At 43.8% G+C, this 12,795-nt stretch carries 15 protein-coding genes; 6 read left to right on the top strand and 9 right to left on the bottom strand.

What is annotated here, in order from left to right:
• Complete coding sequence (locus AF333_RS35215) at nucleotides 1–153, bottom strand: hypothetical protein (RefSeq protein WP_235496433.1); 153 nt, start codon at nucleotides 151–153, stop codon at nucleotides 1–3.
• 160 nt (nucleotides 154–313) lie between these two features.
• Here AF333_RS35215 and AF333_RS13495 point away from each other — a divergent pair, with 160 nt between their 5' ends.
• Entirely contained in the window at nucleotides 314–850 is a 537-nt protein-coding gene (locus AF333_RS13495) for a hemerythrin domain-containing protein (protein ID WP_052811715.1), read from the top strand.
• A gap of 113 nt (nucleotides 851–963) precedes the next feature.
• On the opposite strand, the gene AF333_RS13490 is transcribed toward AF333_RS13495, so the two are convergent.
• The 3 genes from AF333_RS13490 to AF333_RS13480 all read right to left on the bottom strand — a co-directional run bounded on the left by AF333_RS13490 (nucleotide 964) and on the right by AF333_RS13480 (nucleotide 3,136).
• The gene (locus AF333_RS13490; protein ID WP_043064025.1) at nucleotides 964–1,410 is read right to left on the bottom strand and encodes a universal stress protein; all 447 of its coding nucleotides are present in this window, start codon (nucleotides 1,408–1,410) and stop codon (nucleotides 964–966) included.
• 94 nt (nucleotides 1,411–1,504) lie between these two features.
• Entirely contained in the window at nucleotides 1,505–2,689 is a 1,185-nt protein-coding gene (locus AF333_RS13485; protein ID WP_043064024.1) for an MFS transporter, read from the bottom strand.
• Nucleotides 2,690–2,692: 3 nt separating this feature from the next.
• A complete protein-coding gene (locus AF333_RS13480) occupies nucleotides 2,693–3,136 on the bottom strand; it encodes a MarR family winged helix-turn-helix transcriptional regulator (protein WP_043064023.1) in 444 nt (147 codons plus the stop codon).
• A 140-nt stretch (nucleotides 3,137–3,276) separates the two neighbouring features.
• Between AF333_RS13480 and AF333_RS35210 the strand changes: the two genes are divergently transcribed.
• Nucleotides 3,277–3,504: a methionine aminopeptidase gene (locus AF333_RS35210; RefSeq protein WP_235496432.1), complete on the top strand. Its 228-nt coding sequence runs from the start codon at nucleotides 3,277–3,279 to the stop codon at nucleotides 3,502–3,504.
• 33 nt (nucleotides 3,505–3,537) lie between these two features.
• The gene (locus AF333_RS13470; RefSeq protein WP_043064021.1) at nucleotides 3,538–3,858 is read left to right on the top strand and encodes a hypothetical protein; all 321 of its coding nucleotides are present in this window, start codon (nucleotides 3,538–3,540) and stop codon (nucleotides 3,856–3,858) included.
• A gap of 36 nt (nucleotides 3,859–3,894) precedes the next feature.
• On the opposite strand, the gene AF333_RS13465 is transcribed toward AF333_RS13470, so the two are convergent.
• The gene (locus tag AF333_RS13465; RefSeq protein WP_043064020.1) at nucleotides 3,895–4,947 is read right to left on the bottom strand and encodes a zinc-dependent alcohol dehydrogenase family protein; all 1,053 of its coding nucleotides are present in this window, start codon (nucleotides 4,945–4,947) and stop codon (nucleotides 3,895–3,897) included.
• Between the two features lie 44 nt (nucleotides 4,948–4,991).
• On the bottom strand, nucleotides 4,992–6,494 hold the full coding sequence (locus AF333_RS13460; protein ID WP_043064019.1) for an aldehyde dehydrogenase family protein: 1,503 nt from the start codon (nucleotides 6,492–6,494) through the stop codon (nucleotides 4,992–4,994).
• A 228-nt stretch (nucleotides 6,495–6,722) separates the two neighbouring features.
• Between AF333_RS13460 and AF333_RS13455 the strand changes: the two genes are divergently transcribed.
• Nucleotides 6,723–8,576 carry a sigma-54-dependent Fis family transcriptional regulator gene (locus AF333_RS13455; protein WP_043064018.1) on the top strand — a complete coding sequence of 618 codons (1,854 nt, stop codon included), beginning with the start codon at nucleotides 6,723–6,725 and terminating at the stop codon, nucleotides 8,574–8,576.
• A 54-nt stretch (nucleotides 8,577–8,630) separates the two neighbouring features.
• Here AF333_RS13455 and AF333_RS13450 read toward each other — a convergent pair whose 3' ends face one another.
• A complete protein-coding gene (locus tag AF333_RS13450; protein ID WP_043064017.1) occupies nucleotides 8,631–9,140 on the bottom strand; it encodes a dihydrofolate reductase in 510 nt (169 codons plus the stop codon).
• Nucleotides 9,140–9,973, bottom strand: a complete 834-nt coding sequence (thyA, locus tag AF333_RS13445) for a thymidylate synthase (protein WP_043064016.1) — start codon at nucleotides 9,971–9,973, stop codon at nucleotides 9,140–9,142. The genes AF333_RS13450 and thyA overlap by 1 nt, the downstream gene beginning before the upstream one ends.
• A 591-nt stretch (nucleotides 9,974–10,564) precedes the next feature.
• On the opposite strand from thyA, the gene AF333_RS35205 reads away from it, so the two are divergent.
• Both AF333_RS35205 and AF333_RS13440 read left to right on the top strand, forming a co-directional pair.
• Nucleotides 10,565–10,744, top strand: a complete 180-nt coding sequence (locus tag AF333_RS35205) for a hypothetical protein (RefSeq protein WP_235496431.1) — start codon at nucleotides 10,565–10,567, stop codon at nucleotides 10,742–10,744.
• A 147-nt stretch (nucleotides 10,745–10,891) separates the two neighbouring features.
• Complete coding sequence (locus tag AF333_RS13440; protein ID WP_043064015.1) at nucleotides 10,892–11,926, top strand: copper amine oxidase N-terminal domain-containing protein; 1,035 nt, start codon at nucleotides 10,892–10,894, stop codon at nucleotides 11,924–11,926.
• Between the two features lie 50 nt (nucleotides 11,927–11,976).
• On the opposite strand, the gene AF333_RS13435 is transcribed toward AF333_RS13440, so the two are convergent.
• Nucleotides 11,977–12,762: an ABC transporter ATP-binding protein gene (locus tag AF333_RS13435; RefSeq protein ID WP_043064258.1), complete on the bottom strand. Its 786-nt coding sequence runs from the start codon at nucleotides 12,760–12,762 to the stop codon at nucleotides 11,977–11,979.
• Nucleotides 12,763–12,795: the final 33 nt, after the last annotated feature.

Raw genomic sequence — 12,795 nt, 5'->3', positions numbered from 1 at the left:
TTAATATTTTGACAGGGTAGCGTGGTTGGAAGGAGGAGGGATGGAGAAAGAAGAGGATGGAGACGCCCTGCGCCCCGGCAGAAGAAAGGCCAGCATGTCTTTTTCCGACCGCTCTCGCCCACCGCCCTTCCTTCTTTTCTTCCCTCTCACCACAAGAATTTGTCGATGTATTAAATCAGATGTATATAGACTAATACGTAGTATTTTACTACTTTTCCTTTTCTCTACCTGTGATGATAATCACATCCTCCAGCAACAAACATTTATATAGTAAAGGTACAACCCATACAAATACTGTAAGGAGGAATGCGTGATGTTTTCTGAAACCCAGGCTTTTTCCTGCTCCCAAGCAGCGGCTAGGCCTGCTTCCTACTGTCCTGCTATCCAACAGCTGCTTGATGAACACGAACCGCTCCGCCAGAACATGCGCGAACTTATCGATGATGCCGGACAACTCTTTCGCAACGACATTCCCGTACATGACCCGGAAATACTGCGAATGCTCCTCGCCCTCTTCATGAAGGAACAAGCATTCAGACTAAAGCTCGAATTGCATTCTGAAAAAGAGGAAAAGGGCTTGTTTACCATGCTAAAACAAAAAGTGGGTTCGGATTTTAGACCTGTCAATGTAATGGAACTTGAACATGAAGAAGCGAAAAAACTGCTTTCCACATTTGAACAATTTGTCTCCTCTCCATTAGAAAACGCAAAAAAAGCGGCCATCCATCTAATGGATGCCTGCCAGATCCTTCTGCTTCATTTTACAAAAGAAGAAACCGTACTGTTTCCGTTTGCTGAGAATTCACTCACACCCGAACAAAAACAACAGTTATTTTGTATGCACCGTTAATCATTTATACACACCGCCTCTACAAGAAAATGAAATTGTTAATCAAGCTTTATTCTATAAAATAAGCCAGACAAGGAGTAAAGAATCCTTGCCTGGCTTATTTATAAGACGTTCTACTTCACAATTAAGACGGGGCAGTTTGCCAATTGCGAAACCTTGTGGCTGACGCTTCCTAGCATCATCTCTTTGAAAGGACCAAGCCCGCGGTTTCCGATAATGACAAGGTCTATCGGATTTTCTTTTGTATACTCAATGATTTTTTGTGCAGGATTTCCACATGCATACACATCGATTGCATGAATACCGTTCGCTTGGATTTTTTCTTTGGCTATCTGAAGCAATTCCTTGGCCTGCTTTTGGACGGTTTCATTATACTCTTGGTTATATTGTGCCGAAAGAAGCTGGCCCCTGGCGTACGGATACAAATATAAATTAATTTCTTCCCCCACATGTAAAAGAATGACTTCGGCTTCATTCCCTTTCCCCACAACAGCTGCCGTTTCTATTACTTTTTTGCTGATTTCTGATCCATCAACGGCTACAAGTATTTTTTTGAACATCCCTGTCTCCCCCTTATGTTATGGAAAAGCTGTTCTCATCCCTATTGTAGCCTATCTGCGTAAAAATGCTGTGACAATCTTGGCACAGTTTACATTAGGAATACACCTTCTTAGCTACTGTTCTCATTTTCCGATGATGAAGCCCATAATACAGCAATGTGGTACAGGCAACGACAATACCGGCAACGAAATACATCGTATGGTAGTTCGTTTTTTCTGCGATAATACCAAGAACGTATGAGCCAATTCCGTACCCTGAATCAAAGAATACAAAATAGGTAGCAGTCGCAAGCCCTCTCCGATGGCTTGGTGCAGCTTTAATAGCGATCGTTTGAAAGCTTGGCAGAAGGGCTCCGTATCCGAGCCCGATTAGTGCTCCCATCAATAAAAATATGAAAGTAGTGTGTGATTGGCTTAATCCAAGCATGCCTATCGTAAACAATATAATACCCGGATAGACAAGAATGTGTTCCCCCATCCGATCGAACAGCTTCCCTGTGAAAGGACGCGATAATACAATCATTGCAGCAAATACGACAAAGAAATAGCTGGCAGCCTGTTCGATACCGAGTTCTCTCGCATAAATGGAAATGAATGTTGTAAGGGCTCCGTAAGAAAACGCCAGAACGCTTCCCGATAAAGAAATGGGAATCGACTTTGGTTCAATAAGACTTTTCCAATGCCAGGACTGTTTCGCTTTCTCTCGCGGAGCACGCTCGGGAATGCGAGCACTCATCCCGATTACAAAGGATAACACGGCAAAAACAATACATACGACAAACAGTACGTAAATGCTATAATGCGTCATAATTGTAAGTCCCACAAAAGGTCCGATGACCATCGCCAGACTCATAAACAAGCTAAAGTAGCCGATCCCTTCCCCTTTTCGCTGGTCCGGTATAATATCAATAACAACTGCACCAGTTGCCGTCGTGGCGATTCCGAATCCGACACCATGCAGAAAACGCAGGACAAATAAAGCAGATAGGCTATTTATTCCTACATACACAAAGCTACAGATCATAAATAAAGCAAGTGATATAAATATAACTTTTCTCCGATTCAGCTCATCGATCCATTTTCCGGCCAGAGGGCGAAAAATGACAGCCGCAATGATAAAATACGTCATCACAAGCCCGATTTGCTGGGTGCTTCCCTGAAGCGTATCCTTGACATATACGGGAAGCGTAACAGCCAACGAATAAAATGTCATAAATAAAAAAAAGCTGCTGATACAAACAGCAATAAAATCCCGGTTCCATAATCTATCGTTTTTCAACGGTTATCTCTCCATTTCCTTGATGTGCGTGTTTGCATTTTTTGTTATTTGTCTAAGTACCTCTCTGAATTCCGTTATTTTTTCTTCGGATATGTTCTCTAAAACGTTCGCAATTACTTCGGCTTCAATTGGGATTAGCTTATCGTTTACTGCCCGTCCTTCATCCGTTATGCATACTAAAAAAGATCTTCTATCTTCCACGTTCGGTCTTCTCTCAACTAACCCCTTCCGTTCTAGCTGATCAACAATTCTCGTTACGTTCGTTTGGTCTTTTTCTACCCGCCTTGCTAGAGTCTTCTGGGTTATAGCATCTCGTTCGGCTAGCCTGTTTAATACGATCCACTGCTCTCTTGTAATGCCATATGATTCAAAACGGATAGATAAAAGCTGACCTACTCTCCGTCCTGCATTATTTAAAATAAATCCTAAGGAATCATCAAGCTTCAATCTGTTTCCTCCCTCCATATAGTTGCTATAGCAATTATAACTATAACATACAATTAATATAACTATCTACACAAAAGTCAATATAGTCAGGGATAAAATCTCCATTTTTTCCACATGATAATATAAAACAGAAATTTGAGGTGGATGAAGTGGGCTTCTTTAATGCAATATCTGAATGGAAGACAGCAAGGCATGAGAAAAAAATAGCGGACATGCGGGCGCAGGGTAAATGTCCAGACTGCCGTGGAAGAGGGTTTAACCCGGTCATGCTGCCCGAATTTTATTATATGAACAACTACGATTGCCCAGGCTGCAACGGCAGCGGATTATTTTCAGACTGGGCTGAAGGCAACGAACGATACACTTGATTGTACTCTCATTAGCTAAGGCGGTGCTATTGTATGACAAAACCAAAAAAGGCGCAGGATATACCTGCGCCTCAAAACGAAAGGGTCCAGCGCCACGTTGATGGCGCGATTTTCTCTGGCGAACTCAATTATGATGCGAAAGAATTTACCGTAACGAAGATTAAAAACATTCCCGCACAATCCGTCATCAAACATCGTCAGTTACAGGCGATTCGTAATTATCTTACAAAAACAAAAGGTAGCCAGCACTCCTACACAATAACAATTAACGATCAAATCCCCTTGCTGTTGAACACAACCGAGGTCGAGCAATTAGTAAGCGAACTTGAGGCTATCGATGAGTTGCTTCATTAATATGAGTTCACTGTCTATATATACCTCTGTCTAACGTTAGCTAAACTGTGTAATTACATTAAAACCAAACGTCTTGTAATTCGTCATGTCATCGAGAATAACCGATACATCGTCAAGAGCAACTTCTCGCGACACAAGCGATTTCGGATTAAGTTTACCGCGAGCGATAAGCGATAGCAGGCCATCATACTCGGAACGTGGATTGCCCAGACTTCCCACAATTTCTAATTCCATTGCGGTAATCGCATCAACCGGGAGACCAACCAGACCGCCTTCATCTTTTGTCGTCAAGCCGATTTGCACGTGTCTTCCCCCCTTACGAAGCGACAAGACGGAATTAAGAATCGTCTCTCGAATGCCAAGCGCTTCAATCGATGCGTGTGCTCCTCCTTGGGTTACCTCTTTTATCGCTTCAACGACATTCTCCCGGCGAGCATTAACAACGGTAGTAGCGCCTTCCTCCTTCGCTTTTTCCAGCTTGGCGTCATCCACATCAATTGCGATTACCTGGGCGCCAACCGCATTGCCTACCTGCACAGCAGACAGTCCTACCCCTCCAGCTCCATACACAACAAGCCAGTTGCCCGGCTTTACATTGCTACGCATTACTCCATGATAGCCGGTCATATAGCGGCATCCGATTGCCGCTGCCGTTATCGTATCCACTTCGTCAGGCAGCCGGACAAGATTAAAATCTGCCTGAGGTACTTTTACATACTCTGCATACGCTCCATCGTAGCTGAAGCCAAAAATCTGTAAATTGTCGCACCGATTCGAATGTCCACCCAAGCAATTCGAGCAGTGCGAGCACCCTTCGTGAAAGGGAGCGGTAACCCGGTCGCCCGGACGGAAGTTTTTCACTTCCTTTCCTACCGCTTCGACCACCCCGCCAAATTCATGACCTGGAATAATCGGAAGCTGTGGGCTTAAGCCAATCCACTCCCAGTCTCCCATCCAGGCGTGCCAATCACTCCGGCATACACCGCATGCTTCGATTCGAACAATAACGTCATGCAACCCCGGGGTCGGGTCCGGTACCGCACCTATACTCAACGGTTTTCTATGTTCAAGAATTTGTGCAGCTCTCATCGTGTTTGCCTCCCTTTATTTATAGTTGATAACATCTATGAATCTTAATCAAGGTTCACCCAGATGGATTTCACCTGCGTGTATAACTCAAGTGCATACGAGCCCATCTCGCGACCAAAGCCGGACTGCTTATACCCGCCAAATGGTACGGCCGCATCCAGTGCGTTATAGCAGTTCACCCACACCGTACCCGCTTCCAACGCATGCGCAACCTTATGCGCTTTCCGTACATCCGTCGTCCATACTCCCGCAGCAAGTCCGTACTCACTATCATTGGCACGTCGGATAATATCTGCGATCTGCTCCTCATCGTCGAATGGCATCGCGGCGACAACCGGACCGAAAATCTCTTCTCTGGCAATGGACATATAATCCTCAACACCGGCAAAAATAGTCGGAGGGATAAAGTACCCGTTACCTTCTACAGGCTTGCCTCCAGTAAGAGGATTGGCCCCCTCTTCCATCCCTTTTTGCAAATAATCGGACACTCGTGTAAACTGCTCATTCGATACAAGCGGTCCAATCTGGGTGGATTCATCCAGGCCGGGGCCTTGTTTTAGCTGAGCAGCATAGCTTGTCATATCTGACAGCACATTATCAAACACTTTTTTATGCACGAACAAGCGCGAACCTGCGCAGCATACCTGTCCCTGGTTAAAGAAAATTCCCATCAATGCACCTGGAATCGCTTTTGAGAAATCCGCATCCGGAAAAATAATGTTCGGCGATTTTCCGCCTAGCTCAAGCGACACACGCTTCAAATTACCTGACGCCTGCTGCATAATGGTCTTCCCTACTTCGGTTGATCCTGTAAATGCGACTTTACGAATGCGCGAATGCTGGACGATCGCAGCACCGGCTGTCGGTCCATAGCCTGTAATAATATTGACAACACCTTCCGGGAAGCCCGCTTCCTGAATCAATTCCGCCAGATAAATCGCCGAGAGCGGCGTCTGTTCCGCACTTTTTAAAATGACGACGTTCCCCGTTGCAAGAGCAGCACCCAGCTTCCATGTCGCCATTAATAACGGGAAGTTCCAAGGGATAATTTGACCGACGATTCCGACCGGCTCGCGGCGCGTATACGTAAACAGGCTCGTACCTGCCGAGTTATCGATTACTTCCCCATGAATCTTCGTCGCCCATCCGGCATAATAGCGAAAGTGATCAATTGCAAGTGGAATATCAGCATGACGCGTCTCTTGAATCGGTTTACCGTTATCCAGTGTTTCAAGTTGAGCCAGTGCTTCTGCATGTTCCTCTATTAAGTCAGCGAGTTTCCAGAGCATCTTGCCTCGTTCACTTGGCGTTACTTTTGACCATGCATCTCTATATGCACGGTCCGCTGCCTCGACTGCCCTATCTACATCTTCTTTGTCCGCTTCATATACAGTAATAATCGCTTCCCCTGTAGCCGGATTCACAGTCTCAAATGTTCTGCCGGAGAGCGATTCGACGAATTCTCCGCCGATAAATAACTTTTTAGGACCGCCCTGCAAAAAAGCTTCTACGCGCGAATCAAGTAAAACAGCAGTCGTTTTTTCCACTTTGCTTCCTCCTCTATGTTTTTGTTTGTGCGTCTACCCATTACTTACTGCATGTTCCATGCCAATTGAAAGGGCTTTCAACATCAAGAAATTATACTTCGCAACTGTGTCATAATGAGATAGTAATGTTCTTTTATGACACATAAAGGAAGTTTTAATCTATGAAAAGAAGCATTGTCATAGTATTATGTTTTTAATAGTTAGAATATTTAAATAGGGGTGGGGAACGTGACAAGACCAACTGATACCTGGCTAAAAAAATCATGGGAACGCAGTCAACGGTACAAGGTAGACCCATCAGCAGCCAAGTATGCCATACTGGAGGACATTGAATTCAAGCAATATAGGAAACAAAAAGAAATGTTTCTTCGGGAAATTAATCCAACGCTCGAACGCTTGTCCAGTTGGTTGAAAGCTTCTCACTCCATTGCAGCGATTTCTGATAATGAAGGATACATTCTGGAAAGCATTGGCGATCCTATGTTTTTACAAGATACGGAAAAAATTCATGTACGTAAAGGTGCCTGCTGGTCTGAACATGCACGGGGCACGAATTCGGCGGGAACAGCCATTGTCGAACAAAAACCGATCGCTGTAGTAGGTAAGGAGCATTATTTGGAGACAAATCACATGCTATACTGTACAGCCTCGCCCATTTTCGATCCGGCAGGTAATCTCCTCGCCGCACTTAACATAAGCGGGTATCGCGATAAGTACCATCCTTCTCTTCTTGGAATCGTAGACGCTATCGCAAGAGAGTTAGAGGATTGGATTCTTATCCAGCGTTCCAATAAACAGTTACTTCTTACACTTCAATCAGAACATGAAAACAAGCACCGGGCGCTCATTACGGTAAACGCCGAGGGCGTTTTAACCGGAGCGAACCGCGAGGCACGAGGGCTGCTACAGCTTTCCGGCGAAACCATCGGACATGTGGAGCTTTCAGAGCTGTTTTCCGGTGTTCAGCCGCTTCTTTTCCAATCTGGTAAAATACATACACGCACGCCTGTTACACTTTGCAGTAAAATAAACGAACATAATCGATTGCTAGGCTCCGTGTTATTTGATACACGCCCTTCTTTTCATACGTCTCCTAAAAAGCGCAGACAAAATTCTGGAGAAACAAATAGAACAGTTCCGTGTACATTTGGTAATTTATACGGTACTGATAACCGTTTTCTGAACGCTATTCGTCTAGCAAAGAAGGCAGCAGCAACAGATTATACGATCCTTATTACTGGTGAGAGCGGTACTGGAAAAGATATGGTCAGTCAGGCAATTCACGAAGAAAGCAGGCGATCGGGCAATCCGTTTGTCGCGATTAACTGTGGCGCTGTAACGAAAAGTTTGTTGGAAAGCGAGCTATTCGGATATGAGGCGGGAGCTTTTACAGGAGCCAGACAATCAGGACAGCCTGGAAAATTCGAATTGGCGCATGGCGGAACATTATTTCTGGATGAAATTGCGGAGATGCCACCAGAGATGCAAGTAGCACTACTGCGGGTGTTACAGAACTTCACTATTACCCGAATCGGCGGTTCGAAATCCGTTCAATTAGATGTGAGAATTATTGCCGCAACACATACCGATTTATGGGGCAAGGTACAGGATGGCAGTTTTCGGGCTGATCTTTTTTACCGCTTGCAGGGGATACATATTATGTTGCCTCCACTTCGCGAACGTGAAGATCGCCTGCAAATCGCCCGTTTTTTGCTGCGGAACGTACAAGAGGAATTGCAGAAAGAATCTCTTTCTCTCTCTTTGGCAACTGAACAATTAATCAAGACATATGTATGGCCAGGAAATATACGGCAGATGTTTGCCGCATTACGCGAAGCGGCCTTTCTAGCAGATAGTGATGTTATTGAACCTGCTCATTTCCCGTCCTATATCCTTTCTGAGTATGCAGCTTACTACAATACAACTGACGGTCTACTCAAGCAATCAGAAAATCATATCATTATGGAAGCCTTGAAAAAAACTGAGGGAAACATTTCACAAGCTGCCCTAGCTCTTGGTATCGGGCGCAGTACCTTGTATCGCAAGTTGAAAAAGCTAGCTATCTCGGATGACTTCACATAGGCAAGCAAAAGAGGGTACGATGCCCTCTTTTGTTTTTCTCTATTCTTAGAGAAATTACCTATGTACTCTCGGAGATTCTGACGCTTTTCTATCATATATCTCAAAATAATACGTGCACGGCGTGTCCTGTGTTCCTTTTTGTCGAGATGTTAATTCCCATTCATCACTTGATACGGCCGGAAAGAATGTATCTGCGTGGAAATTTCCATCTACCTGTGTAATGTACAGCCTATCTGCATAAGGCAAAAATAAGCGATAGATTTCTTCTCCACCGATAATGAAAACTTCTTCTTTCTCTTTCTTTATATATTGCGAGAGGACATCATCAACCGAATGATAAACAAGGCACCCTTCTGCTTTGTAGGATACATCCCTCGTTAAGATGACATTCGTTCTTCTAGGAAGCGGCTTCCCAATCGATTCAAAAGTTTTTCTTCCCATAATTACAGTCCGATCGCTTGTGAGCTTTTTAAAATATTGCAGATCCTCTGAGATATGCCACAACAACTTATTCTCTTTGCCTATTCCTCTCTTTACATCCATAGCTACAATCATTGATAGCATCAAATGGCGACCTCCATTTTAATTGCAGGATGGTATTGATAATTGACCAACTCGAAGTCATCAATCGTAAAATCATCAAAATTTTTAACGTCAGGATTTATACGCAACTCAGGTGCAGCATATGCTTCACGCTGGATTTGCTCTTGCAGAGGCTCGATATGACGCTCGTAAATATGTAAGTCATTAATATTGAACGTTAGTGTGCCCAGCTCATACCCTGTAACCTGGGACATCATTCTTTGAAGCACGTAATATTGGAATACATTAAACGGATTTCCTAAGGCCAGGTCATTAGACCGAATCTGAACGATAAGATGCAGTTTTCCCTGCTTAACAAGCCATTGGTTGTTCCAAACGCAAGGATACAATGCCATCTGATCAAGATCGTCAATATTCCATAAAGAGATAACATGCCTTCTGGATGCGGGATTGGTCATCAGTTCTTCAATTAAGTGATGAACCTGATTCGTTATTTTGCCTTTCAGCATAATAGGCTTGCCGAGCTGATAACCATACGCCTTACCAATGTTATTGTTGGCGCTTGTCCATTCTTTCCATATGGTGACATTGTTTTCGTCAAGATATGCACAATCGCTTGTCCGTTTGACGTAAAACCAGAGAAGCTCGTGGATAGCAGATTTCCAAGCCACCTTTTTCGTCGTGAGAATAGGCACCTCTGAATTATCGAATGTAATCTGCTTTGAAATGACACTTTTCGTATAAGCCGGCGTACCGTCCTCCCATCTCGTCCGTACTTTTTGATCTTTATCCCACTCTCCGTTTTCTAGTATGTCGCTGACTAAATCCTTATATATGATATCTGCTATACTCATGTCTCTCTTTCCACTCCTGTTCGTTTCGTATATTACCTTACTGTATTCTTACCCGTCTATCACAGTATTCACCATACAATAAAAAATCCCTCCAAGCCTACAGTAATCTTCTTATCTCTCTACTGTATACATAAAGGGATTTATCAACCGCTTGAATTTCTATTGCAATCTCGGAATAATTCCAACTCGTTTATGCTCATACCCATACTTATCCAGATAGGCATGCTTTTCTTCGGTATTTATCGGACGCCATGCATAGCATAAATAGGTGGGGTCATTTATCCACCGGTTATTAAAACAGCATAGCTTTCTTGTACATTCCATATCCTTTGCCCACCAACAATTTTTACAGTTTCTATACTCTGTGATTCTCTCCACTTTCATTCCCCCAAATTGAGCCGCTATTCAGAACTTGTTAGCAACTTATATATAGTGTTTAACTTTAATTTTACAATGTATAAATACTAAATATAAGGCAAATTTATCCTAGTATAAATTTCCTATGGTGTTAAATATGCCGGTCAGACAAGGTTTCGCATATACGTATACAGATGCATATTTCCTTTTTTCATATAACTATGTACATCTGATTTGATACATCGACAAACTCTTGTGGTGAGAGGGAAGAAAAGAAGGAAGGGCGATGGGCGGGAGCGGTCGGAAGAAGACACGTTAGCCTTTCTTCTACTGGGGCGCAGGGCGCATCCAACCTCTTCTTTTTCTGAATCGCCCACTTCCAACCACGCTACCCTGTCAAACTATCAAGTGTAATTTATATAAATAAAAGACATGAATGAACGGTATAGCTGCTTCTAAATTGATATTGTAGCTTTTTTGGTTTATATTGCACACTTTTTCTTTTTGTCCCCGTCTGTACTATAGAAATCAAAAACACACCAAGAGATGGAGGATGACGTCATGAGAAAAATGATTGGAATGTGCGTAACAAGCTGCTTGCTTCTGGGAAGTATGGGAGCGGTAGCTACCCAGGCAGAAAAACCTGCGGCACACCCTATTGTGAGCATGCCGCAGGATTCGTTTAACGGAATGAATTACATACTTGTGGTAAACGGTAAGCCACTACAAGATCGGTCTGTTTATAGCTCAGAAAATGAGCTTATGATACCGCTTCGTTCTCTAACGGAAGCACTTGAATACAAAGTAACATGGAATCAAGAAAAGAAATCGGTAGAATTGCAGCGTGCAGCTCAATGGTTCTCCCTTACAATCGGAGAAGACCGCTATAATGTAGCCCGTATGCTGGTACAGCTCGGAAAAGCGCCAGAATTGAAAGATGGAAGAACGTATGTCCCGCTAAGCTTTGCGGAAAAAGTTCTAAAGATGAAGACAACCGTAGACGAAACAGGTGTCATCACGATTTCCGCATCTGAAGATGCCGTGCAGAATATGCTGCAAACGAATGGAGTTATTACGGAAGTAAGAGACCTTGAGTCAGACGGTAAAGCACTGCATGTTATGGGAAAAGCAACTACTACCAGCGGGCATGGCTCGATCGCTTTGAACATCGATGACAAAACGGAAATTATCGACGGTGTTACCTCAAAACCGCTTACAGCAAAAGATATAAAAGAGGATATGAAAGTGCAAGCTTTCTACAGTCCAAAACTGACGAAAAGCATTCCGCCACAGGGACATGCCGAACGTATTGTTGTATTTCAACAGTTAGGTAAAGTAACTGGAACGGTTACAGAAATCCGTGAAGGCAAAGGTAATACGCTCGTACATGTGGATGGAGCCACCGACAACAAAGTAGAAAATGATGTCGTATTAGGATTCAATGAAGAAACGAATGTGCTGTCAGTAGACGGTAAAGCAGTAGACAAGGAACAAGTAAAAAAAGAGGACAAAGTAATCGCCTATTACGGACCTGTTATGACGATGAGCTTGCCGCCTATGAGCAACGCCAACACGGTTATTCTTGAGACGAAATAACTTTACAAAAAAGCGCCGCAAAGAAATGTATCTTTGCGGCGCTTCTTCCATTATCTAGCCAATTCGTACGGAACGCAAATTGGAACCCCAGTTCGAGGATCAGAAATAATATCTGCCTCGATCCCGAATACTTTAGCCAACACCTCATGGGTCATTACTTCATCCGGCGCTCCCTCTTCTATTACTTTCCCTTTCTTAATCGCTACCACATAATCGGCAAAACGCGACGCGTGGTTGAGATCATGCACGACCATAATAATGGTGCGAGCCTCCTCCTCGTTCAACTTCTTGAGCAATTTCAGCACTTCCAATTGATGAGCCATATCCAGGAACGTGGTCGGCTCATCCAGCAGAAGAATACCTGTTCCCTGAGCCAGTGCCATTGCAATCCAAGCACGCTGTCGCTGACCTCCAGAGAGATTGTCTACTGCGCGCTCGGCAAAATCACTCATACCAGTTACCGTTATCGCCCAGTTAATCATTCTGCGATCCTCTTCTTTTACTGTGTTAAACCCTTTTTGATGCGGAAAGCGTCCGTATGAGACCAATTCTGTCACTGTTAATCCGGACGGAGCCTCCGGATTTTGAGGAAGAATAGCGAGCTGCTGTGCTACTTTTTTCGTCGATTGTTTATGGATAGCCTTTCCATCCAAATAAACCGTTCCGTCTTTCGGCTGAAGAATGCGGGCCATAGCCTTCAAAATCGTAGATTTTCCCGAACCGTTTGCACCAACAAGAGCCGTGATCTTCCCTTCTGGAATCTTCAGATTTAACTCCTCAACGATCAACTGATCTACATAAGCCAGCGACAAACTTTCCGTATATAAATGACCCATAAAGACACTCCTTCGTATAATATGTTGCTTCTT

The organism is Aneurinibacillus migulanus (genome assembly GCF_001274715.1).
Classification (GTDB): domain Bacteria; phylum Bacillota; class Bacilli; order Aneurinibacillales; family Aneurinibacillaceae; genus Aneurinibacillus; species Aneurinibacillus migulanus.
The sequence above is the reverse complement of the archived record's forward strand: the minus strand, read 5'-3'. Positions and strand labels throughout refer to the sequence as shown.

What these genes read in the sequence shown, in the direction of transcription:
- AF333_RS13495 (WP_052811715.1), top strand. Translation starts at nt 314, where the DNA reads ATGTTTTCTGAAACCCAGGCTTTTTCCTGCTCCCAAGCAGCGGCTAGG.
- AF333_RS13490 (WP_043064025.1), bottom strand. Translation starts at nt 1,410, where the DNA reads ATGTTCAAAAAAATACTTGTAGCCGTTGATGGATCAGAAATCAGCAAA.
- AF333_RS13470 (WP_043064021.1), top strand. Translation starts at nt 3,538, where the DNA reads ATGACAAAACCAAAAAAGGCGCAGGATATACCTGCGCCTCAAAACGAA.
- AF333_RS13465 (WP_043064020.1), bottom strand. Translation starts at nt 4,947, where the DNA reads ATGAGAGCTGCACAAATTCTTGAACATAGAAAACCGTTGAGTATAGGT.
- AF333_RS13450 (WP_043064017.1), bottom strand. Translation starts at nt 9,140, where the DNA reads ATGCTATCAATGATTGTAGCTATGGATGTAAAGAGAGGAATAGGCAAA.
- thyA (WP_043064016.1), bottom strand. Translation starts at nt 9,973, where the DNA reads ATGAGTATAGCAGATATCATATATAAGGATTTAGTCAGCGACATACTA.
- AF333_RS13440 (WP_043064015.1), top strand. Translation starts at nt 10,892, where the DNA reads ATGAGAAAAATGATTGGAATGTGCGTAACAAGCTGCTTGCTTCTGGGA.
- AF333_RS13435 (WP_043064258.1), bottom strand. Translation starts at nt 12,762, where the DNA reads ATGGGTCATTTATATACGGAAAGTTTGTCGCTGGCTTATGTAGATCAG.